The sequence below is a fragment of the Streptomyces sp. SP18BB07 genome, from assembly GCF_036322545.1.
Classification (GTDB): Bacteria; Actinomycetota; Actinomycetes; order Streptomycetales; family Streptomycetaceae; genus Streptomyces; species Streptomyces deccanensis.
The window spans coordinates 13697-35581 of record NZ_JAQYWT010000356.1 but is presented as its reverse complement, the minus strand read 5'-3'; the positions used below and the strand labels follow the sequence as shown (position 1 = coordinate 35581).

Genomic DNA, 21885 nt, shown 5'->3' with positions numbered 1-21885 from the left:
GCTGGTTACTCTCCTTCAACCCGCATGATGCTGGCGACACCCCGCACGGTGTCGAGGTTGCGCAGCGCCTCGACGGTCCCGGTGAGGGAGGCGTCGGAGGCGCGGTGGGTGACGACGACGAGAGAGGCCTCGCCGTCCTTGCCCTGCTGGCGAACCGTATCGATCGACACTCCGTGCTCCGCGAACACGGTCGCCACCTGGGCGAGAACACCCGGTTTGTCGGCGACGTCGAGGCTGATGTGGTAGCGCGTGACGACCTCGCCCATGGGCGAGACCGGCAGGGCGGCATAGGCGGACTCGCCGGGTCCGGTGGACCCCGCGAGGCGGTTGCGGCACACGGCCACGAGGTCCCCGAGCACGGCGGAGGCGGTGGGGGAACCGCCCGCGCCGGGACCGTAGAACATCAGCTGACCGGCGGCGTCCGACTCCACGAACACGGCGTTGTAGGCGCCGCGCACGGAGGCGAGGGGGTGGGTCAGCGGGATCATCGCGGGATGCACGCGCGCGGTGACGGACCCGCCGTCCGCGGCCCGCTCGCAGATGGCGAGCAGCTTGATGGTGCAACCCATGTTCTTGGCGGAGGCGAAGTCGGCCGCCGTCACCTCGGTCATGCCCTCGCGGTACACGTCGTCGAGGCGTACGCGCGAGTGGAAGGCGATACCGGCGAGGATCGCGGCCTTGGCGGCGGCGTCGAACCCCTCGACGTCGGCGGTCGGGTCGGCCTCCGCGTACCCGAGGGCGGTGGCCTCGTCGAGGGCCTCCTGGTACCCGGCCCCCGTGGTGTCCATCTTGTCGAGGATGAAGTTGGTCGTCCCGTTGACGATGCCCATCACCCGGTTGATCTTGTCGCCGGCGAGGGACTCGCGCAGCGGCCGGATCAGCGGGATGGCACCGGCGACGGCGGCCTCGTAGTAGAGGTCCGCGTCGTGGTCCCCGGCGGCGGCGTGCAGGGCGGCGCCGTCCTGGGCGAGGAGGGCCTTGTTGGCGGAGACGACGGAGGCGCCGTACTCGAACGCGGTGGTGATGAGGGAGCGGGCGGGCTCGATACCGCCGATGACCTCGACGACGACGTCGATGTCCCCGCGTTTGACGAGCGCGGTGGCGTCGGTGGTGACGAGGGCGGGGTCGATGCCCTCACGGACCCTGGAGGGCCGCCGCACGGCCACCCCCGCGAGCTCGACCGGGGCCCCGATCCGGGCCGCGAGGTCGTCGGCGTGCGTCGTCATGATGCGCGCCACCTCTGAGCCGACAACCCCACAGCCCAGCAGCGCCACCTTCAGCGGACGCGTACGCATCATCCGACCTCGTTTCCTCACATACCGACATACCGAACACGGTGGGACCAGTCTCACTCACCGGACGGGAGTTTCTATCCCTGGTCCGGATCGTGAGACATCTATTTCATTTTCACCGGGCCGGAAGACGAAGATCTTCCGGCCCGGGTCTTTCCTTCGTCCGAGGATCGGCCGACGTCGCCAGCGGATCAGCAGATTCCGTCTGCGGGCCGGCCAATTCCGTCCGCAGATCAGCCGACGTCGAGCCGGAGAAGATCATCCTCCGTCTCGCGGCGGACGATGACCCGGGCCTCTCCATCATTGACGGCGACGACCGGCGGGCGCAGGACGTGGTTGTAATTGCTCGCCATGGAACGGCAGTACGCACCGGTGGCCGGTACGGCGATCAGGTCACCCGGTGCCAGGTCCGCCGGCAGGAACGCGTCCTTCACCACGATGTCACCGCTCTCGCAGTGCTTGCCGACCACGCGCGCGAGCATGGGCTCGGCGTCGGAGGTGCGGGACACCAGCGCGACGCTGTACTCGGCGTCGTACAACGCGGTCCTGATGTTGTCCGACATGCCCCCGTCGACGGAGACGTACGTCCGCAGCCCGTCCAGCGGCTTGATGGTGCCGACCTCGTAGAGCGTGAAGGCGGTCGGGCCGACGATGGCGCGCCCGGGCTCGACGGAGATCCGGGGCGCGCGCAGCTTCGCGGCCTCGCACTCCCGGTTGACGATCTCGGTGAGCGCCTTGGCGATCTCGTGCGGCTCGCGGGGGTCGTCGTCGCTGGTGTAGGCGATGCCGAGACCGCCGCCGAGGTCGATCTCGGGCAGCTCGACGCCGTGCTCGTCACGGATGTCCTTGAGCAGCCCGACGACGCGGTGGGCGGCGACCTCGAACCCGGAGGTGTCGAAGATCTGCGATCCGATGTGGCTGTGGATCCCGATCAGTTCGAGCCCGTCGAGCTTGAGCGCCCGCCGTACGGCCTCGGCGGCCTGCCCGCCGGCCAGCGGGATCCCGAACTTCTGGTCCTCGTGAGCGGTGGCGATGAACTCGTGGGTGTGGGCCTCGACGCCGACGGTGACGCGGATCTGCACCCGCTGCCGCGTGCCGAGGGACTGGGCGATGTGCGCGACCCGCACGATCTCCTGGAACGAGTCGAGCACGATCCGCCCGACGCCGGCCTCGACGGCCCGACGGATCTCGTCCTCGGACTTGTTGTTGCCGTGGAAGGCGATGCAGTCGGCGGGCATACCGGCGGAGAGCGCGGTCGCGAGTTCGCCGCCGGAGCAGACGTCGAGGTTGAGCCCCTCCTCGTGCAACCAGCGCACGATGGCACGGGACAGGAACGCCTTGCCCGCGTAGAACACGTCGGCGTCCTGCCCGAACGCGGTACGCCAGGCGCGCGCCCGCGCGCGGAAGTCGGCCTCGTCGACGAAGTACGCGGGCGTGCCGAACTCCTCCGCGAGCGCCTTCACATCGATCCCACCGACGCTGACGACTCCGTCGGCGCCACGGGTGACGGTCTGCGCCCACACCTTCGGGTCGAGTGTGTTCAGGTCGGCGGGCGGGGCGGAGTAGTGCCCCTCGGGCAGCACGTCGGCGTGACGGGGCCCGGCGGGGTGTGCGGAACGGCTCATGTCTGTACGACTTTCTGTGTGCTCTCTGGGCGGGGGCGGGGGGCTTTGGCGGGGGGGGGGAGAGAGAGTGGGGGCGGGGGCAGAGGCGGGGCGAGGGCGGGGCTTCGGCTGAGCTTCGGCTATGTGTTGCCGGCTGTCTGCTCCATGCCTGCCTTGCTGCTCTGGCTTGCAGCTCCCTGCTTCCTGCTTCCTGCTTCCTGCTTCCTGATCTCCGCTCTGTGGGCTGGGCTCCGCGAGGTTGCTCAGAGGTATCAGAGGTATTCGGGGGCGTCGATGCCGAGCAGGGACAGGCCGCCGGCCAGCACCGTCCCGGCGGCTTCGGCAAGGGCCAGCCGGGCCCGGTGGGCGGCCGAGGGTTTCTCGTCGCCGCGCGGCAGCACCGTGTGCTGGAAGGCGAGCAGGGCGTCGGCGAGGACGACCAGGTGCCGGGCGAGACGATCGGGAGCGTGGTGCGTGGCCGCTCGGGCGAGGGTGGAGGGGTACTCGGTGAGGGCGCTGACGAGGGGGGTGGTCACGTCGGGGGTGGCGACGGCGGTGGGGGGCGCGGGCGTGGCGTCGGGGGTGGTGACGGCGACGGCCGGGCGAGAGGTGGACAGGGCGTCGGGGGTGTCGAGGTCGCCCGGGGTGCCGGTGAAACCGAGGGCCGCGGCGTTACGGGTGAGCGCGCGGGCTCGGGCGTGGGCGTAACGCACCCGGAAGAGGGGGTTGGCCGCCCGCTGCACGAGGAGGTCCGCCGTGATCCGGGGCCGATCGTGGGCGGCCGGGTGCAGCAGGGCCCAGCGGAGGGCGTCGGGGCCGAGGGGGGTGGGGTCCTCGGGGGCGGGGACGGGGCGGAGGTCGATGGGGGCGGGGGCGGGTTCCGGGTCGGTGACCGGGCCGGGCCGACTGGGGTCACCTCCAGGACCGTGGAGGGAGGTGCCGCCGTCGACCTGCTCTTCTGCTTCGGCCTCTGCCTCTGCCTCTGGCTGTGCCTCTGCCTGTGCCTGTGCCTCTGCCTGTGCCTGTGCCTGTGCGGCGACATTGAGCCGGGCGTGATGGACCTCGACTCGACCGCCCTGACTGCCGACGATCCGTACGAGCGCGTCCGCGACGACCTCGGCGCGAATGTCGTACGGGATCCGCAGCCGAACGACGTGCCCGGCGAGGGTGTCGCTGTGGCCGTAAGGGAGCGGGGTGGGGCCTTGGCCGGGTGGGGTGCCGTGATCGCGCTGGATCCGGCGGACCAGGGCGGTGACGGCGGCCCGGTCGAGGTGGATGTTGAGGAAGCCGGGGCCGGTGATCTCGACGGCGGCGACGCCCTCGGTGCGGCTGAGGTGGGGGCGCAGTATCTCGGCGACCTGCAGCGGGGGCCGACCGGCGGGCCGGGCCAGCTGTAGGGCGATGTTCGTCGCGTAGTCCCCGCGTCCGCCGGGCCCGGGCGGGGTGACGACGGCGCGTGCGGGCACGGCCACGCTCAGCTCCCCCTCGTCCACAGCACGACGCACCGCGCGCAGCACGGTGCGGGAGAGCTCGACGGGGGTCACGGGACAAGCGTATGGGAGGAGGGGGGTGGGTATGCGAGCCGGTTTACCTCGGGGTCCGCGATGTGGACGGGCGGTGGGGAAACGACGGCAGGCCGCCGGGCCCGGATGCCGAGAGATCGCCGAACCACTCGCCCTCTCATCCCCGAACTCTCGAAGGTCAACTTGCGGGTCGGCCGGTGCGTTCCGCGTGCTCGGGGTGGTCACTCCCGCCGGCCGGGGCACCGGCGGAGGCGGCAGTGCCATGGGCGGCGGTGGCGATTGGACTGTCGACGCCGATGCTGTCGCCACCGATCCCGTCAGGCGAGGTCTCCCCGCTCCCCAAACGCGATCCCTCGACCAACTGCCGTACCAGAGCAACGAGTTCGCTCGGCTCGAAGGGCTTGGCGAGAAACGCGTCGACGCCGACATCGAGCCCGGCCTCGACCTCGTACTGGGTACAGGCACTGACGATGGCGAGCGGAAGACGCCGTGTGCGCGGGTCCCCGCGGAGCTGGGCGGCGGTACGGAGACCGTCGAGCCGAGGCATCGCGACGTCGAGGGTGATGAGGTCGGGCCGCACCTGATGAACGACGTCCAGGCACTCGACACCATCGGCCGCGGTCACCACCTCGAAACCCTCCAGCTCGAGGTTGACCCTGATCAGCTGCCGGATGACCTTGTTGTCGTCCACAACAAGCACCCGGCCGGACGCGCCTGGCACAACTCGAGAGTAGGTCCGCGCCCACCGCCGCGTCCGGGTTTTCCCGACTTCCACCCCCTGCGGGTGCCTCCGGCTGCTCAACCCCGCTCCCACCCCCGCAAAACCCGTTCATGATCTCCCTCGGAGAGCTGGTAGGGTTCTACCCGTCGCCGCCGAACAAGGCGCCCGACACGCCCCCGTAGCTCAGGGGATAGAGCAACGGCCTCCGGAGCCGTGTGCGCAGGTTCGAATCCTGCCGGGGGCACCCTTCATGAGGTGCCCAAAGACCCCGTCACCAGCGGAAACGCTGAGGCCGGGGTCTTCGCGTATGTGCAGCCGTATGCCGCTCGGAGCGGCCGTATGTCGGGTGCTGTGGACTATGTGTGGACTAGCCGCAGGACAGGAATCCGCAGGTCATCCCCGGAAAACGCCGAGGCCCCTGGACCTGAGTCCAGGGGCCATCATGCCGCAGGTGTGCGTGAGGAGTGCGTGGATCAGGGCCCGGCGCCGGGCCCGTCCTCCTGGTCGTCATCCTCGCCGAGGAGTTCGGCGATCCGCCGATTGGCGACGTCCTGCCGACCGTCGAGGCACTTCGCGTAGCGACTCAGCAGCACCTCGACGCTGTTGCCCGCGCGCTCCGCAACCTCGGTGGGGTCCACACCAGCGTTGAGCCAGGAGGAGAGCGCGGCGTGCCGCAGGTCGTACGGCCGAGCGGCCAACGGCGAGGCCACCTGCTCCGGCGTGAGCGCCAGGTGTCGAGCCTCGTCCCAGACGCGCCAGTAGGTAGTGGAGGCGACCACTCCCCCGCGCTCGTTGGCGAACATCCGTCCGTCCTTGGCGGTACCGAATTCCTTGATGTGGGCGAGAAGTATGCGGACCAGGCGAGGAGGGATGGGGACGATCCGGGTTTCGTTCGCGGGGCGGTTCTTGAGGCCCCGGTTGTCGTGCACTTCCCCGGTTCCGGTCCAGCGCTTTCCGACGGTCGGGCGCGTCTTCTCCAGGATCAGCGAACCCCAACCCGCGTCCGGCAACGTGCAGTCCGGGCGTCGCAGACCCACGGCTTCCGCCGGCCGCAGCCCACCGAAGTACATACAGGCGAAGAGAGCGACGAGGCGGCGCCCACGGGCCCGGCGGTAGCCGCCCACGTACGAGACCGCAGCGAGGAGGTCCCGGGCCTGCTGAGGGTTCACCACAACCCGCCGGTCCACTTCCTTGGTGACCTTGGGCAGCTTCCACTTCACGAGCGTCACGGGGTTCTCCGGCAGCTCCCCCAGTTCGACTGCGTAGGCGAGGGCGTTGAACAGGACCGCTCGCTTTCGCCGCACCGTCTCGGCAGCCGCCGGATCCCCGGAAAGCCTGAGCTTGAGCGAGTCAAGGACACGACGGATGTCCGCCGGATTCTTGAGCGTGGCCAGCGGCAACGAGGCTTTGGCCACCCAGCGAAGAGCGTTCGCGATGTCCACCGGGGGCTCGTCCTCGTCCCTGGCCTGGACAACGAAGGCCCAGCCACGCAGAGCACGCCGCAAGATGTCGTCGGCCGGGCGCCCAGGCCGATCACCCAGGAGTTCAGTCGTGACGAGGGTCATGGTCTCGTTCAGACTGTCGCGGGAGTTCGGAGCGGCGTGCGGCCACTTCATGGCGACGTATGCCCGCGCGAAGTCGTACCAGGTGCGGGACTCCTTGGCAGGTGCCATGGAGTCTGGCAGCCCGGTTTCCGTGTCGAACGCCTCCCCCTTCTGAGCAGCCCGGAGAAGCTTCGCGCGGAAGTTGTCGGCGAGCGCCTTCGTCCGGAAGGTCTCGGAGAATGGCGGGACATCGCTGACCTTCCATCGCACGTCGTATGACGGCGTCCTGTACGGCCGCTTACGGATGCTCCACACCTTCACGTCATGCGACTTCACGCCGCCTCCCCGAGTCCGTGAAGCCACGCAGTGAAGTCACTGCGCCAGAAGCGGAGTTCACCGTTCGGGAGCTTGATCGCTTCCGGAGCCTGTCCCAGCTCGCGCCAGCGGTAGAAGGTGCGGCGAGAGATTCCGCCCAGCTCGGCGAGGATCTGCGGGACAGTCATCAGTTCGTCTCGTCGGCGGTCCACGCCGAGTCTCCTTCCGTGTCAGGGGCGTCGTCGGGCCGACGTGAGGTGGCGAACCAGGTCTCTGCAGCGGTCAGGCCGGTCCCGGCGAAGCGCCAGTGGGAGAGGACGAGGACGCTGTTCGGGTCAGGCAGTGGGTGACCCGCTTCGGCCGCGCGTTCGCGGGTGAGGGCTTCGTTGTGGTCGGCGCGTTCCTGGCGGAGGGCACCGAGGGTGACGGAGTAGGCGCGGGACTTGGTGGAGAAGTGGCCGCGGAAGCCGAGCATGTGGGCCCACTTGCGCAGGCGGAGGGCTTCGAGTTCGGGACGGGCGCCGAGTTGCCAGCAGGTGAGGATCAGCTGTCGGGCGTGGTCGGTGACGCCGGAGCCGATCAGGTCCGTGATCGGGTTGCGGATGGGCCGGTCGAGGGTGCCGGCCGTCTCGGCGCCCTTGGTGGCGTACTTCGCGATGTACGCGGCGACGGCGCGGCTGGACAGCTCCGAGGTGCCCGCGAAGTCCGCCGAGCGGATGGGGCGGATGTCGAGCTGTGTGCCGAAGCGGAAGGCGTAGGGGCGTCCGTCGAGGACCGGGCCGGAGGCTTCGGCGAGGCAGGCCGCCGTGCGGATGGCATCGGTGAGGAGTTCGGTCGTGGCCCAGGGTGGTGGGGAGTCCTCTGCACCTTCCGGGCCGTCGAGGCGGATCACGGCGTGGAAGTGGACGGCGCCGCGCCGCTGGTACTCGGCGACCTTCGCGTACGAGACCTTCAGGCAGTGGCGGAGTTCCGAGCGGGTGAGGCCCGCGCGAGAGGCAAGTTGCTGGCGCAGGTAGGTGGTGAAGCGGGCCCACAGTGCGCCAGCGTGCGCGTTCCAAAGGACGGCCGCGCGGTAGTCGTACCGGTCAGGGTCGAGGGGGGTGCCCAGGGCGGGGTCGTCCTCCGGGTGGGTCTGGCCGCAGCGGCACCGGCCGCCGGTGGGACGGTTGTGGACGGGGCCGAAGGAGGGGGCGGTGAAGGTGGCGAAGACGCGGGGGTGTTGGGCGACGTCGGGGCCGATGCCCTTTCCGCCGCTCAGTCCAGCGGTGACCAGGTGGAAGGTGTCCTTGCGGTACACCTCGGCGCAGGCGGCGCAGCGAGTGGCCCGCCGGTTGTTGCAGCGGATGAGGAGTTGGCCGGCCGGAAGGTCGGTGTCGGCAATCTCCCGGACGATCTCTCCCGTGGCGGCGTGGACGTCGAGCCGGTGGCCCTCCATCCGTACGGGCCGCTCGCAGCCGCCGAGGCGCTGGATCTGTCGAGCGTAGGCGCCGAGGTCGCCGTGTCGGGCGAGGGTGGCCAGGTGGCGGATGGCTCCGAGCGGAGCCGGGGGGCGCATGTGCGGGTTCCTCCTGCCATGGGATCAGGGTTGTGCGCGCCCACCGCCCACACCGTCCAGGGGGCTAGACAGTGTGGGCAGGCTGAACGCAAGTGGAGCCGTTGAGTCAGCGGCGAGTGAGAAGGGAGCGGATGACGACGGCGCAGACGGCGGTCGAAGTGGCCGTGACGGCGACGGCGAGGAGCATGGAGACGAGGACGGCGCCGACGACCAGGACCACGGCGGTACCACCGCCGACGAGCGCGAGCGCGGTGCCGGGGGTGAGCTGGACGGCCGGACGGGACGGCGCCGGAGTGGCGGCGAGGGCCGGTTGCGGAGTCGGGACGGCCGGGGGGACGGTGGTCGACTCGACGACTGCGGGCGGGGTGACCAGGCCGGTCGGCTGAGGCATGGTCGGGATCTTCGGCCGGAACATGAGCGGATCTCCTTTCTCGGTTACTTGACGAGGGAGTTGATGACGGGGGCCAGCAGGCTGTCGGCGATGAGGTAGCCGCCGAGGAGCAGCACAGTGATGAGCCACCAGGGCGGGCGGATGAGCTTGACGCCCAGGACCCCGACGCAGAGCAGGGCGAGCCAGAGCGGTACGTCCATGGGGTTGGTCTCCTGTCAGGCCGGGCAGCGGTGGGTGCGGGCGGCGAGTTCTGCGGCGGCGCGGGAGTCGTACTCGGCGGAGAAGTCGCAGCGGGGCGCTGTGCAGGCGGCCAGGTGACGGTTCTTGCCGCGTTCGACGAACGAGGCGACGTTCACGGGGCCGATACGGCGGACGTTGCGGAAGCGCCGGTGCATGGCTTGGGTTCCCTTCTCAGAGGTGGGCGGCGACGGACGCGGTCATGGACGGGGGCAGGCCGAGCCGGGCGCGTACGGCGTCGGGGTCGGCGGGGTGGCCGGTGGCCGAGTGGTGCTCGTCGGCCAGGGCCCGGACGCGGTCGACGAGCGCGGGCGGCAGCGCGACGGCGGGAACGGGCGCCGGGGCCGGAGCGGGGACCAGATCGGTCACCGGTTCGGCAGTGGTGGGATCAGGAGCGGAGTCGGGGGCAGTGGCCGGTGCCGGAAGCGCGTCCCGGTCGGACATGTCGACGGCGACGGGGGCTGCGGTGCGCGGTTGGTCGTGCGGGCCGGTCGTCGACGGGGCCGGGACCGCTGGTGCTTCCTGGTGGTGGTGCGGAGCGTGGGCAAGGAGCGTGCCGCCGAAGAAGGCAACGGCCGGCCAGCCCGCGACCACGACGCGGAGCCACGCGGGTACGTGGTCCAGGTCGAGGAGCCCGGCGGTGGCGACGTTGGCACCGAGGGATGCAGCCAGGGCGACGAGGAACCACAGCCGCGGGCCCTCGGACGGCTGTCCGGCCCGCTGTTCTTCGCGCATCCGGCGCCAGGCGGCGACCAGCAGGAGGTCAACGCTGATCGGGTAGGCCCATGCCTTCCAGCCGCCTTGTCCGGCCGCTTCGGCGAGGTCGTGGAGGTGGGAGAAGGACAGGGCGCCCGCGATGACGGCTTGGATGATCACGGCGTCCAGGCGGGCCAGTTGGGCGCGCATCGGCTCGTCTTCCTTCCTGCTTTCGGCATGGGAGGGGTAGGGACCTTGGCGTGAGGTGGTCACGCCGACCGTGGGAGGAAGGGGGCTACTCGGTGACCGGGCGCGTGGTGGGCGCGGCGGGTGCTGCGGCCGGGGCCGACTCGACCGGTGTCGCGGCGAGGGCGGGGCGGAAGGTGGCGAGCCGGGGCAGGTCCGGGACCATGGCCGAGGTGTCGCGGCAGATGGCCGCCGCTTCGTCGAGGGTGAGGTGGGGTGAGCGGACGCGGCACCAGCCGCCGGAGGAGTCGCCGACAACCGCGACGCCGGGCCGTTCGGCCGGGATGGACGTGGCGGCCAATGCCGCTTCGGGAGCGATGTCGGCGAGCGCCATGTTCGCCGAGGTCTCGTCGTTGACGCGGTGGCAGACACGGCCGGTGAGCTGGGCGCGGAGCATCGTGGCGCCCTTGCCGAGTTCGGAGCCGAAGCGCTGCCCGCAGACCTCCAGGTAGATGCCGGCCGCGCGGCCGAGCTGGGCGAGGCGGATGAGCTTGGTGACCATGGCGTCGCGTCGTTTCTCGTCGTCGCGGCTCGCGGCGAGGAAGAGTTCCGCGACCTCGTCGACGACAACCACGACCGGCACCGGCCGCACGTCGTCCGGCAGCCCCCACACGTCGGAGGTGAGCACGGCATCCGGCCCGGCCACGCTCGACAGGCCGATGAGCCGGAACCGTGCCTCCATCTCCTCCAGCAGGGCGTCAAGGATGTCGTTCGCGCGGTCCGAGGTGTCGGCGAGGGCGGACAGGCGGGGCGCGAACGGCGCCAGTTCGACGCCCCACTTGCAATCGATGCCGACCAGGGCGACGGGTTGCCGGGCGAGCCCGCACAGCAGGTTGCGCAGGTACACGGACTTGCCGGACTGTGTGGCGCCGAGGATCAGTTCGTGTGGCACGGTGCGGAAGTCCCGTACGTGCCAGTGACCGTCTTCGCGGAGCGCCAGCGGGAGGGTGAGTGGTCCGCTCCCCCGCCAGCGGCGGGCGGGGCGTACGTCGGAGAGCACGTCCCAGCCGATGAGGCGCAGTTCGAGCCGTCCCGGCTTGGTGGGGCGGATGTGCACGGCGTGGGCGCCCCAGGCGTGCCGTAGCCGGTCGGCCGAGGCGGCGAAGTCCTCGGGTGCCTGCCCGGCCGCCATACGCAGCCGCATCACGAGACCGGACCCGGTCGGGCGTGGCAGCGACCGCCAGGGCGGCACCGGGGCCGCTTCCCGCCCGATCATCCGGGCCGTGGCCCGACGGACGGCCGAAGCCGGAACCGTCAGGCCGCAGGCATCCATGGTTGCCCGGTATGTGGTGAGCACGCGCAGGGCGATGGCCGGGTATCCGACGAGCCACCAGAACAGGACCGGCGTTCGCCGACGCAGGACCACCAACGCGGCCACCGTCAGCAGCACCAGACCCAGAGTCCATACGGCATCGGTCATGGCGATCAGCCCTGGACCGGCGCCGGAGCGTTGACCATGACGGCGTCCGCCCGGTAGGCGATGCCGTGCCGGGTACGGCCGCCGAACTCGCTCTCCCACGGTCGGGCGAACAGACCGGACAGGATGACCGGGGCGCCCATGACCAGCCCGTCACCGATGCCCGGCTCGGGAACGGTGACCTTGATCATGTCCGAGCCGCCAGCGGCGATGAAGACCAGCTCCAGCGTCATGAGCCGCTGGTTGGTCACCGGGTCGACGGCGACCTCACCGGTCTGACGGTCCCTCACCTTGACCTCGGGCAGCTTGGTGACAAGCAGAGTCGCGGCGGAAGTGTCCACGGGGATGACACGCATTTCTTCGAACCTCACAGGTTGGCGGCACCGCTCTCGGCGCCGATTCGAACTGGATACCCCCCTAGACAGCAGGAGGTAGGCCCCGCCTGAACTGTCTAGGGGGGTTGACGCCAACAGTAAACCGACGACCCCTCAACTGTCTAGGGGGGTATACGGGATGGCCAAGGCAAGGCCCTCGATGGATATACACCGTATGTAACAGGACTGTGACTAGACGTGATAAGCGGGTGTGGGTTGGGTAGTTCTCGGCCCTCAAGATCAGAGGAGTTCTCCGTGAGCACTACCCAGCAGCGTGTGCCAACCCCCAGTCCTGATCCCCAATCGGACGACCCCACGACCACGACCGCCCCGTCGTGGTGGCGGCAGATCGCCATCAGCATCGGGAAGCCGATTGGGTACGCCCTTGCCACCATCGGACTCGTCGCAACAGCTACAGGCGTCACGCTGTCCGACGCATATCCATGGGTGTTGAGTGTTTTTCAGGACGATGCCAACATCGCGTTCGTCGGCCCCAAGCCGGTCAACAATGGTCCGGCAGTCGTGAAGCGCTGCACCACCGTACGGATCGCGGTCACCGGGGACTTGTCGGCCGAGCACGAGTTGTGGCTCGGAACGAATCGAAACGGACGCAAGGTCGTAGTCGAGCCTCTGGATCCCGCGGGGGATGGAACGTATTCGGGTCAGATCACCATCGGCCAGAAGGGCGATTTCAACCAGAAGCGCCAGCTCGTAGCATTGCTGGTGGGACCCGAAACGAGTGCCTGGCTGCGGAACATCCAAGATGGGCTCTCACGCTACGACGTTCCCAGCCTGTACTGGCCTCCTGGGACGAAGGTCATGAAGCAGATTGCAGTCCAACGAGATGCGGTAAGCACAAGAGCCTGCTGACACAGCCTTCCCATCGGTCGCTCATACAACTGGCGACAGATTCGCATTACTGAATCGCATGATCCAGACTTGCTTGCTACGTGAGCACCCAGTGAAGGGCCGTTGCGTCATCCTGGGCCTTACCGCGCGGCCATCGACGACCATCAGGATCTCCGGCCTCCGCTGCCCGCACCAGGCGGATCAGTTCATCGGGGCCGGAGGAGTTGAGCACACTCAACAGCTTGGCCCAGTCGGCGAGTTCGAAGCGGTCGACGAGTCGGGTGGCGCCGTCGCTCAGCAGGGTCACCGAGGTGAGGGAGTCGACCCGCACGGTCCCGGTCAGGGCATGTTCGGCGGCACGCGGATCGGGGCCGGCGATCCAGAAGCCGCCCGGCCGGTTGCGTAGCCCTGTCAGGGCGTTCCGGTACTGAGCGAGCGCGGCAGCGTGTTCCGGTGAGCTGGTGGGCAAGTCGTCGACGTGGCCCCGGAGCCGCTTGCCGACCTCGTCCAATCGCCGGTCCGTCACCACAGACGTAGCCCCGTCGCGGTCGGCCAGCAGCAGCGACGAGTCGCCGAGAACGAGATATTCCAGCCCCGCGTCGCCAAGTCGAACCGCGACGACCGTACTGGTCGGGCTGGCTCGATACGTCAGGTCGCAGCGGTCGCCGTGCAGCGAGCGAACCTCCCCGATCGAGTCGGCCAGGCAGTCAGCAAGAGTTCGGTCAGGGTGAGCGGTGACCTTACGCAGCAAGAGTGCCCCAAGAGTCCCGGAAAACCAGGCGACCCCGTGCACACACCCCGTCTCCGCCCCCGCCACCCCAGCACCGTCGAGGAGAACGGCGGCACCCGGTGCGGCAGCTGCGAAGTCTTCGTTGTCCAGACCGGGGGCGGAGGACAGAGAGCCGAGCGCGACTCTCACGCTTCGGCTCCTTCGTCGTGCAGGTAGAGCGGGCAGAGCAGTTCGACGGACTGAGGCTCGCTGGTCTCAGGGTCGTACTCGACACCCACCAGTGTGGAGAAGCGGCGCTCTCCCACTTGCCCCCACAGGGCATTGAGGTCCGAGGCGAGCAACTGGACGACACCGAGTGAGCCTTGGGTGTGGATACCGGCAATGGCGAGCACGGAACCCTTGCCGTCCGGGCGGGACAGCCGGCCGAGGTATCCCACGTCATGCGGACGAGACGGATCAGCGTCCATCCCTGACCGGTGGACGGTGCCGGTGCGCCGGTCCAGCAGCGTCCAGGGTTCGCCCTCCGCATGCTGCCAGCTCAGAACCGGGTCCTGGGCGTACAGGTTGCGCATGTCCTCGGACATGCCCGGCCCGCAGACGACGACCAGGCCGTTGCGGTTGAGATTGACTTCGCCGCTCACGAGCACGTTGCCGGAGGCGACATCGAGGCTGTACGACTTCGCCAGCTCTTCGAGGCGCTTGCCCGAGTTCATGTCGTCCATGGCGACGACCGTGCGCTTCTTCACGTCATCCGACCGCAGCGGAGTGACCACCGTGACGACACCTGAACCGAAGAAGGCACCTTCGGGCGCCGGGCCGGTGTGGCGGATCTGGTGGATACGACCGCGGCTCAGACCAGCCTTCTCGGCGATCTGCGCATACGACAACCCTTGCGCGTGGAGGTCCTGCACCACGCGTCGACGGAGGCGAGCCAGTTCCGTCACCTCTTGCTGCGCATCGGCCAACCTGGTCGTGACCTCGCGCAAGAGCAGATACGGATCATCGATCGCCATGATCCGCTGCAACTCGTCCGACATGACCTCACCTCCTAGCAATAACCAGGAGTCTAGGGCCCTAGACGGAATGGGCGGGAGACGGCGTCCCGTATCGACGCCGACCACAAAGAACCGGGACCGTCGACTGGGCACACCCCGAGGGCTCACCCGTCACCGCCCACCACACCAGAGGCGACGGCCGAGGCAGACGTGATCACACGCCCTCCCGCACCAGGTCTGCCCATACAGTTCGCCCGTCGGGCCAGGTCTTGACCCCCCAGTCCTTGGCGCAAGCCGCGATGAGCGCCAACCCACGGCCGCCCTCTTCGTGGTCCGCGACGTCGCACAGGTGGGGCTGACGTTCGCCGCCCAGGTCGACTACCTCGATGCGAACAAGGTCACTTTCGCCACCGAGGCTGACGATCACGACGAACCAGCCGCCGGCCGCGCCGCTCAACGAGTGCCGCACAGCGTTGGTCGCAAGCTCACTGACGACCAGGACCGCCTCGTCGACCGGGCCTTGCCCGTCGAGCAAAGCCGCAACGAAATGTCGAGCATGGCCCACTTCCTCGGCCAGGCCGGGAAAGGCGCGGCACCACTTGGTTCGCATGGGAGATCCCTCACTCTACGTCTAGGGGACTAGACAGCGCAACGGCAGAGTATTCCCATGACTAGGTGATGAGCCAGGCATCTTGAGGAATTATTCCTCTATCGAGTGAGCATGTCTCCCAAGTCGCGGAACTGCGCCATCGCTCTCAACAGCAGCTCGCGCACTTCGTCACCGAAGATCGCAGCCCCCTCGAAGCGAGTGAACGTCTCCTCGTAGGCGGCCAGTTCGACGGGATCAGCCGAGACTCGCTCACTGTCGAAGGTCTCGACGACCACGGCCCGCTGGTCGCACAGAGTGAACCCGTGGCGAGGCAGCACCGGCACGGGACGGCGCCAGGGGATGACCCCGAGCCGTACCGTGCTCAAACTCTCGACAGCCAGCAGCCGGTCAAGCTGCGCCAGCATGAGCGCCGGAGTCCCCGGCCAAGTACGCAACACAGCTTCCGTCAGCACGAACACCGACTCCCGCCCCGGCTCGTACAACACACTCTGCCGCTCAACGCGGGCAGCCACGGCCCGACCGACGGCATCAGGCGCCGAGTTCGGCGCACTGGCGAAGACGTGCCGGGCGTACTCCGCAGTCTGAAGCAACGCGGGCAACACAACGCACTGGAACGACCGCACCAGCCGCGCGGACCGAACCTCACCATCAACGCTGGTGCCGACGAGCGGAGTTGTGTCCGCGGACTGGCCGGCATCCGAAGCAGCCACCACGGCGTGCAACAACTCCCGGACCTCACGAGCCGCCAACTCATCGAGACCGAGGGCCCGCAAGAGCCGGTCGAGCACCTCACCGCTCGGCACCATGCGCCCGGTCTCGACCTTGGACACAGTCGGCTGGCCCACACCGGCACGCTGCGCCAGCACAGCCCCCGTCAACCCGGCCTCTGTCCGAAGAACACGAAGACGCGCACCAAGCGCCTGCATCCGCTCCCGCCGCTCACTCCCCATGGTCAGGGTTCTACACCACAGGGCAGCGGGAGCATGATTCAAACTTTCTCTACTGGTTCAAGAGCCCGCGCACGGCGCGGGCGCGCGCCGCCTCTGCGGCGCGGCCTGCCTCCTGTCTGCGCCCCGGCTGGCCGCGCCCGGCGGCGCGCTACGTGCATGCGGGCAGAGGCGAGGGGTCACCCGCGGGTCAAAGACATGCCTCCGGCGGGGGCGCTCAGGCTCCGAGATGGCGGGGGCGCCGTTCGCGAGTGCCGGCCGTTTGTGGTGTGCGCGGGGAACTCCCATCCCGTCTGCCGTCGACCCAGGCAGAGCCGAGCAGTCGCGGCCCAGGGCGTCAAGGTCGTTCGTACAGTGGCGCGCTCCACCTTGACGCCCTGAACCACGCCCGCTCCACGGTGTGTGGGTCGACGGCAGACGGGATGGGAGCTGGGGAGGGTGGTGGGTTGAGGTGGAGGTGAAGCGCCGGCAGAGTGCACCAGCCCAAAGCGGCTCAGTTGCTCACGGCACTAGCCTGAAAGCATGGCGGCCAAGAAGAAACCCGATCTGAACCAACCAGCTTGCTGGGGCTGGAAGGTTGACGGCCAGACCGTCGAGAACGCCCGATACTACGCGACGGCCCCTAACTGGGGCAGTCATGCTGCTCGCTTCCAGGCCGTGACGTTTGAGATTTTGCGCTGGCAAGGCTTGCGATGCGCCATTTGTGGTCGGCGACACTCTCAAGTAAAGCTGGTACGCGATCACGACCACAACACCGAGCCTGAGCTCTTCCGCGGGTGGCTGTGCGACGGATGCAACCGGGCAGAGGGGAGACGATCAACTCGGCACCCCCGCTATCAGAGGTATCGAGAGAGAAGCCCCGCCGTGATGCTCGGCGTGGAGATTGAACATCATGATTCGTTCCGTCGTGGACCCTCACGAGCAGACCTCCGGCGCCTCCTCGCGCAACAGGCGGAACTGCACGTTGTAGTGCAACAACAGCGGGACGGGGGTCATGCCATAGCAGAAAGCACCCTGTCGGAACTGCTGGCCAATCACTCAGCCATGGCGGACGCGCTAAGGCACCATGCCGTGTAGCTATCGTTGCAGCACCCGGCCCCGGCAGTACAGCAGCGAAGTACAGCGACCACCGCGACCACAGCCGACCGTCACCGGCGCACGATGACCGCTTGACCAGCTGAGGAGACCTCAGCGACCGTCCGGCCCGTAGTTCGCATCGAGGGGCGCACACGTCGAACAATGGCTGGACTCAGTCGTTGAGACTCCACCGACCTACGGCTGCACCTGCACCAATTCGGTACTGCGAGGAATACCCCTGTAGACGGCGAACGGGATAAGGGAAAAGCCCGGATGCTGGGGCAGGTCGATAAAACCGATCCTGCCGAGGTTGCGCATTTGTGCGTTCATGGCCTCGGCGAATAGGCCACGATTAATATTTCCGCCGGGATTGTAGAAATTCATATCTGGCAGTTCGGTTTCTTCGGTTCCGTAGCTTCCGATGCTGCCGACCAGTGTCCAATCATGTCGCTCTGTGCCGTAGCGGGCGAAAAGAATCTCTGCCTCTGTGTCGAGATACTGGCGCCCCTCTTGGAGGCGCGCGCTAATTAGGGCGCCCTTGGCTGGGGTCATGTTCATGTGCAAGCCCGGGGTGAATACCCCCTTTGAGATCTGCACGAAAGACCGGAGAGTGTTCCCGTCCGTTCCGCCGACCTCTGGGAAGTCCGGGATTGCATCCTCCAATTGGTCGGCGCTACCCTCCCCCCTTTTTGCTGGCCTGGGGCGCTGCTGGCTCTGTTTCCCCTTGCCTGTCCGCTGCGGCTCGTTTGATGGCGAGGCGCCGATGCCCTTAAGTCCAACATTCACGTGGCCGAAGGCAGCGAACGCTGCGGCCGCATACCTGGTGTCGAATAGGGACCCTGGGGCTGTGATTCGGACGAGTGACCCCGGGGGGTATTTAGTCTTCAAGCTACCTGATTCCCAGGCATCGGCATCTGATGCTTCCTCTGAGATGTCATTCAGTAGAAGTTCGGATTCCAATGCTTCTTCCAAGGTAGGGAAGAGCGCGTCGCCGAGGGATTTGTTTGTGTAGCTCTCGCTGCCGGTTCCCTGTAGATGCTGAGCTGCGGAGCGCGGGCCGATGGTGGTTCTCTTCTCTTTGCGTTCCGTTTCGCGCGATTCTTCCACGATTCCGCCATCGAGTTGAGCGAGAAGGGCACGCACCTTATCGGTGTCTACGTAGAGGAACTCGCGTAGAATCATTGATCTCTCCTCGCCTTGCACGTTCTTCGCGGGCTCCAGTGCGGCCCCATGCGACGAGATTGAACACCCAACCTGCGCAGCTGTCTCGATTTTCGTAAAAGGCGGTCCTCTGCCGTACTTGTCCGCGTCGGCGCTCGAAGGGGGGGCGCGCTCGGATCCTGGGCCGTCCCTGGGCCGTGCGAGGTCGACCAACGCTGACAGTCGGCACCCACGGGTGACCACCCCCACCCCCCTGTGGCCTGGGCTCCCCGAGTTGATCTGCGACACTGGGTGGGTTATGCCGAAGCCCGGAGAACTGAGCTGACGCTGGTCTCGCGCAGCGGGAGCAACACCAGGCGCGTGCTCTAACTGCGTGACAACACCGACGAACACGCGGACGACCGCGAACATCGGCAGACCATCAGCGCAGGTGAGAGGCAAACCAGCCCAAGGCCGAGCGCCCACCCAAGTTGCTTCGGACGAAGAGGTCCTCACCCAAGGTCTCCGCCACGCTTCCGCCGGCGCAACTTGCTCTGGTCGACGGCATGGCAGCGTAGCCGAGGCCGGTGGGGGTGCAGCGAGGCTCACGCGTGCGTGCTCGGTCGACGCACCCGCCGTCGTGGCTGACTATCGTCGGCTGAGACTCAGACACTCCGGGGCCCCAGTTCCGCTAAAGGGCCATCGAGGCGAAGAGACCGTGCCATTCACGTGCCAGATCCTGCGGGGAGCCGCGGGGACCAGCGGGGACTGACCAACGGTACGGCCAGGGCTGCAACTCCACTCCGCCGCACTGCGCGCAAAACTGCTAGCTCCAGTCCAAGGCACGACAGTAAGGTAGCGCCAGGTAACGGGAGTTAGGCCATAAAGTGGACTTCGGCGATCAAGTTAGTCGTCTGGCGCGAGCCCATCAGCTTGGAGCAGCGCTGTCGGCCGACATGCAGGCGTGGGGCGTTAGCACCCCTTATGGCGTCCGAGCCAGCATCGCGGAGGATCGACTCAGCTGGGAGCTGCGGCTCCAGGTATCTCAATCTCCATCACTTGCCGACTGGGGCTTCCGATTCGGTGAGGCCGTCAATCACCTGAGGGCGGCCCTAGACAACCTGATCGTGGCCATCGCGCGGCAGTCTGGTGTGACGGACGAGAAGCAGCTCAAGGGGCTCGTGTTCCCCATCTGCGGCACCCTCAAGGAGTGGAAGAGCCGCCAAAGGGCGCTGTCTTGCTTGCCCGACTGGTGCCGCGAGGCTCTGGAGCAGGTCCAGCCGTTCCAGCGACCCGAGCACGGCGGCACTCTTGATGGGGACCTGCTGTTAATCCTGCGCGACCTAGACAACAGCACCAAACACCACCTTCAGGTCAAGCCCGATCTCGCACCACAGAGCATCCAGCACACACCAAGAGTCGAGTTCGAAACCGAGGAAGGGGCTGCCGCTAGCGTGCCACCCGACGCGGAGGTGATAGTTGGCCCGTTTGAAGATGGCGCCGTGCTACTCCGATATCGGACCAAAGGCCGCATCAAGTCAATCAAGGGACAGTACAACATCACGGCTCAGGTCCAGGCCGTCTCTCCCGATGGTCGGCCTCACGGCGTAACGGACTTGCTGGCGGCCCTGTGGGAGTACACGCGGATCATCATGGGGCACATGATGGGCGCGGCCGACCAGGCTGAGAGAAGGTCCGGGGCCTAGTTGCTAGCCTGCCCGTCTCAGTTTCCGTCTCATTCAGCCCCGTTCACGGCCGTTCAGGCGAGACCCGGAAGCGTCTCCGCGTCGGCAGCTAGTCGCCCATGAACCCAGGTGAACGCCCTCGAACGACGCCCGCCACCCCACCACCACAGTTGGAAAGCGTGTGGGCAAGAAAACGCGGCATGATCGGCGGAGCCACTACCCCTGGACGGGAAGGTCCGGGTGAGTGGCTAGAAAGATCATGTAAGCGATCGCCGCTGTTCCTCCCAGGAGGGACAGCACACCACCCATCACCGCTCGCGACCTGCTCGCCCCGCCATGCGCTGACGCCTGGTACTCAACGTAGGCCCGCGCAAGGCCGACAAGGGCGACGGGCAGTGTGAAGAAGCAGACGAGTATCCAGAAGGGGCAGCAAAACCAGCACGCCACGGACGCCCCGCCGAACCAGACCGCGAGCTCCTTTATCTCTTGTGTCTCGCCCGGCGCCCCAACGGAAGTCATGGGCCGATTCAAGCAGAACCCTTGTGGGAGCTCCGCAGCAGGAGAAGCCACCTCGGCCACGGAGGCCAGCGCGCCAACACGGCCAGGGCGCCGCAGCAGACGCGCACCACAAGCGCACCAGATCGAGCGGGGAACAGCGGGGAACCGCGGGGAAGGCAGCCAAGTCCGACGAGGACACGCCGTAGCCGTTCACCCAGGTCAACCACCGAACCCGCCCCAAGAGACCGCAGCTTCCCAAGCTGAGAGCGTCGCGCGCCTGCTCAGTCGTGATTCAGGGCCGCACCAGGGCGGCGACAGCCGCACCAAGGCCGACGACTCCGAACACAGCCAACCCCACGGTCCACACTCGATGGGAACGAAGCTTGACCAAGCCCTTGGGCTGTATGCCCGCAGCCTGGCAGCGCTCTGCTCCTGGAGCATGGACCTCAGGCAGACCTCTCACCTTCTCGAACTCCTGCAACCAGATACTGTCAGCCAGTTCGTGGTGTCGGTGCTTCGCCAAGAGCTGCACGGACAGGAAGGACACCACCATCGACAGCACCCCAGACGTGACCCGCGCCAGTTGCCCTGTATCTGGGCTGAGGGCGATCGTCATGAGGAACGCCTGAGCCGTCAGCCCCAGACCGGGCACTTGCCACATCATCGTGTCAAAGCCAGCGCGGCGGGTGGCTACCGCTTGGTACTGGAGCAATGCTTGCTCATCGCTCGGGGGCGGAGGCGTCGACATACTCCAATGGAACCAGCAGTCGGTACCGGTTCGCGGGCATATCGATGAGCTTCGGATCAGTAGGCTCCGTGCCCCACCCGTGCCCGATCGTGCGGGAACTCACGGGGAATCACGGTAGTTGGCAGACACCGAACAGCACAACGGCCCCCGACCATATGACCTGGTCAGGGGCCTTTTCACCTGGCGGTGGGTGTGGGATTTGAACCCACGGTGACTCGCGCCACGACGGTTTTCAAGATCGCTCCTGAACGGAGCAGTAAGAATGGCGCAATTACCGTCGAGGTCATGGAATGATCACATGCCGACAAGACCCACGAAGTCAGAGCAAACGGATTGGGCTGCGACCCTGATGACTACCGTCCTCATCCTGGTCTACGGAGCGGTCATGGTGCTGCTGGCATTCCTGGCAGTTGATACTCACATTGAGGGACCAGACCTCAGCGGGGGCATGACCGCCCTCGGAGGTGTCCTACTCGGATTGGTAATGAACCCGACATACTTCAAGAACCGTGAGCTCTTCGTTCTCATGGTTTTGGCACCAGTCGCCGTCGGGGTGATCGCAACGTGGAAGCTCTTCACGGTCCAGCCGGACCATCCATCGGCTGGGCTTGTAGTTGCAACGTGCCTTGCGATCTTCGCGGGCCTCTTCGTAAACACCAGTAACATCACGCAGCCGTGACGGTGTCGGTGT

The 21885-nt window shown here is 67.5% G+C and carries 23 protein-coding genes and 1 tRNA gene; 5 read left to right on the top strand and 19 right to left on the bottom strand.

All coding sequences use genetic code 11. From position 1 onward, the window contains the following. Positions 1-5: 5 nt before the first annotated feature. The 4 genes from PUR53_RS37140 to PUR53_RS37125 form a co-directional block, all read right to left on the bottom strand. Complete coding sequence (locus tag PUR53_RS37140; RefSeq protein WP_329898390.1) at positions 6-1298, bottom strand: homoserine dehydrogenase; 1293 nt, start codon at positions 1296-1298, stop codon at positions 6-8. A 227-nt stretch (positions 1299-1525) separates the two neighbouring features. Further along, positions 1526-2917: a diaminopimelate decarboxylase gene (gene lysA / locus PUR53_RS37135; RefSeq protein WP_329898389.1), complete on the bottom strand. Its 1392-nt coding sequence runs from the start codon at positions 2915-2917 to the stop codon at positions 1526-1528. A gap of 251 nt (positions 2918-3168) precedes the next feature. Further along, positions 3169-4440, bottom strand: coding sequence for an ArgS-related anticodon-binding protein NrtL (nrtL, locus tag PUR53_RS37130; RefSeq protein ID WP_329911271.1), 1272 nt, complete (start codon positions 4438-4440; stop codon positions 3169-3171). Positions 4441-4597: 157 nt separating this feature from the next. After that, positions 4598-5119 (bottom strand): response regulator, encoded by a 522-nt coding sequence (locus PUR53_RS37125; protein ID WP_443080411.1) that lies wholly within the window; start codon positions 5117-5119, stop codon positions 4598-4600. A 193-nt stretch (positions 5120-5312) separates the two neighbouring features. On the opposite strand from PUR53_RS37125, the gene PUR53_RS37120 reads away from it, so the two are divergent. After that, positions 5313-5384 (top strand) — tRNA-Arg (locus tag PUR53_RS37120). A 229-nt stretch (positions 5385-5613) separates the two neighbouring features. Here the strand turns inward: PUR53_RS37120 and PUR53_RS37115 are convergent. The 9 genes from PUR53_RS37115 to PUR53_RS37075 all read right to left on the bottom strand — a co-directional run bounded on the left by PUR53_RS37115 (position 5614) and on the right by PUR53_RS37075 (position 11897). Next, a complete protein-coding gene (locus PUR53_RS37115; protein ID WP_329911269.1) occupies positions 5614-7020 on the bottom strand; it encodes a tyrosine-type recombinase/integrase in 1407 nt (468 codons plus the stop codon). After that, the gene (locus tag PUR53_RS37110) at positions 7017-7187 is read right to left on the bottom strand and encodes a helix-turn-helix transcriptional regulator (RefSeq protein WP_319112502.1); all 171 of its coding nucleotides are present in this window, start codon (positions 7185-7187) and stop codon (positions 7017-7019) included. Before PUR53_RS37110 ends, PUR53_RS37115 begins: the two co-directional genes overlap by 4 nt. Further along, a complete protein-coding gene (locus tag PUR53_RS37105) occupies positions 7187-8554 on the bottom strand; it encodes a replication initiator (RefSeq protein ID WP_329911267.1) in 1368 nt (455 codons plus the stop codon). The genes PUR53_RS37110 and PUR53_RS37105 overlap by 1 nt, the downstream gene beginning before the upstream one ends. 106 nt (positions 8555-8660) lie before the next feature. Further along, positions 8661-8969: a SpdD-like protein gene (locus PUR53_RS37100; protein ID WP_329911266.1), complete on the bottom strand. Its 309-nt coding sequence runs from the start codon at positions 8967-8969 to the stop codon at positions 8661-8663. A 20-nt stretch (positions 8970-8989) separates the two neighbouring features. Next, complete coding sequence (locus PUR53_RS37095; RefSeq protein WP_005476066.1) at positions 8990-9145, bottom strand: hypothetical protein; 156 nt, start codon at positions 9143-9145, stop codon at positions 8990-8992. Positions 9146-9160: 15 nt separating this feature from the next. After that, the gene (locus PUR53_RS37090; RefSeq protein WP_329911265.1) at positions 9161-9340 is read right to left on the bottom strand and encodes a mobile element transfer protein; all 180 of its coding nucleotides are present in this window, start codon (positions 9338-9340) and stop codon (positions 9161-9163) included. A 16-nt stretch (positions 9341-9356) separates the two neighbouring features. Continuing rightward, on the bottom strand, positions 9357-10088 hold the full coding sequence (locus tag PUR53_RS37085; RefSeq protein ID WP_329911263.1) for a DUF2637 domain-containing protein: 732 nt from the start codon (positions 10086-10088) through the stop codon (positions 9357-9359). A gap of 85 nt (positions 10089-10173) precedes the next feature. Continuing rightward, entirely contained in the window at positions 10174-11544 is a 1371-nt protein-coding gene (locus PUR53_RS37080; RefSeq protein ID WP_329911262.1) for an FtsK/SpoIIIE domain-containing protein, read from the bottom strand. 5 nt (positions 11545-11549) lie between these two features. Beyond that, positions 11550-11897 carry an SCO3933 family regulatory protein gene (locus PUR53_RS37075; protein ID WP_033526536.1) on the bottom strand — a complete coding sequence of 116 codons (348 nt, stop codon included), beginning with the start codon at positions 11895-11897 and terminating at the stop codon, positions 11550-11552. Positions 11898-12170: 273 nt separating this feature from the next. Here PUR53_RS37075 and PUR53_RS37070 point away from each other — a divergent pair, with 273 nt between their 5' ends. Beyond that, positions 12171-12785, top strand: a complete 615-nt coding sequence (locus PUR53_RS37070) for a hypothetical protein (protein ID WP_329911261.1) — start codon at positions 12171-12173, stop codon at positions 12783-12785. 76 nt (positions 12786-12861) lie between these two features. Here the strand turns inward: PUR53_RS37070 and PUR53_RS37065 are convergent, their stop codons facing one another. From PUR53_RS37065 to PUR53_RS37050, 4 genes are all read right to left on the bottom strand, one after another. Beyond that, positions 12862-13683 (bottom strand): protein phosphatase 2C domain-containing protein, encoded by an 822-nt coding sequence (locus PUR53_RS37065; protein ID WP_329911260.1) that lies wholly within the window; start codon positions 13681-13683, stop codon positions 12862-12864. After that, on the bottom strand, positions 13680-14531 hold the full coding sequence (locus PUR53_RS37060; RefSeq protein WP_033526538.1) for a sigma factor-like helix-turn-helix DNA-binding protein: 852 nt from the start codon (positions 14529-14531) through the stop codon (positions 13680-13682). Before PUR53_RS37060 ends, PUR53_RS37065 begins: the two co-directional genes overlap by 4 nt. Positions 14532-14703: 172 nt before the next feature. After that, positions 14704-15099 carry an ATP-binding protein gene (locus PUR53_RS37055; RefSeq protein ID WP_329911259.1) on the bottom strand — a complete coding sequence of 132 codons (396 nt, stop codon included), beginning with the start codon at positions 15097-15099 and terminating at the stop codon, positions 14704-14706. Between the two features lie 98 nt (positions 15100-15197). Continuing rightward, complete coding sequence (locus PUR53_RS37050; RefSeq protein WP_329911258.1) at positions 15198-16049, bottom strand: helix-turn-helix domain-containing protein; 852 nt, start codon at positions 16047-16049, stop codon at positions 15198-15200. Between the two features lie 519 nt (positions 16050-16568). Here PUR53_RS37050 and PUR53_RS48415 point away from each other — a divergent pair. After that, positions 16569-17123, top strand: coding sequence for an endonuclease domain-containing protein (locus tag PUR53_RS48415; protein ID WP_443080408.1), 555 nt, complete (start codon positions 16569-16571; stop codon positions 17121-17123). A 195-nt stretch (positions 17124-17318) separates the two neighbouring features. On the opposite strand, the gene PUR53_RS37045 is transcribed toward PUR53_RS48415, so the two are convergent. Continuing rightward, positions 17319-18305, bottom strand: coding sequence for a DUF6414 family protein (locus PUR53_RS37045; protein WP_329911257.1), 987 nt, complete (start codon positions 18303-18305; stop codon positions 17319-17321). 845 nt (positions 18306-19150) lie between these two features. Between PUR53_RS37045 and PUR53_RS37040 the strand changes: the two genes are divergently transcribed. After that, positions 19151-19969, top strand: a complete 819-nt coding sequence (locus tag PUR53_RS37040; RefSeq protein ID WP_329911256.1) for a hypothetical protein — start codon at positions 19151-19153, stop codon at positions 19967-19969. 769 nt (positions 19970-20738) lie between these two features. On the opposite strand, the gene PUR53_RS37035 is transcribed toward PUR53_RS37040, so the two are convergent. Further along, a complete protein-coding gene (locus tag PUR53_RS37035) occupies positions 20739-21194 on the bottom strand; it encodes a hypothetical protein (protein ID WP_329911255.1) in 456 nt (151 codons plus the stop codon). A 385-nt stretch (positions 21195-21579) separates the two neighbouring features. Here PUR53_RS37035 and PUR53_RS37030 point away from each other — a divergent pair, with 385 nt between their 5' ends. Then, positions 21580-21873 (top strand): hypothetical protein, encoded by a 294-nt coding sequence (locus PUR53_RS37030; RefSeq protein WP_329911253.1) that lies wholly within the window; start codon positions 21580-21582, stop codon positions 21871-21873. Positions 21874-21885 lie beyond the last annotated feature (12 nt).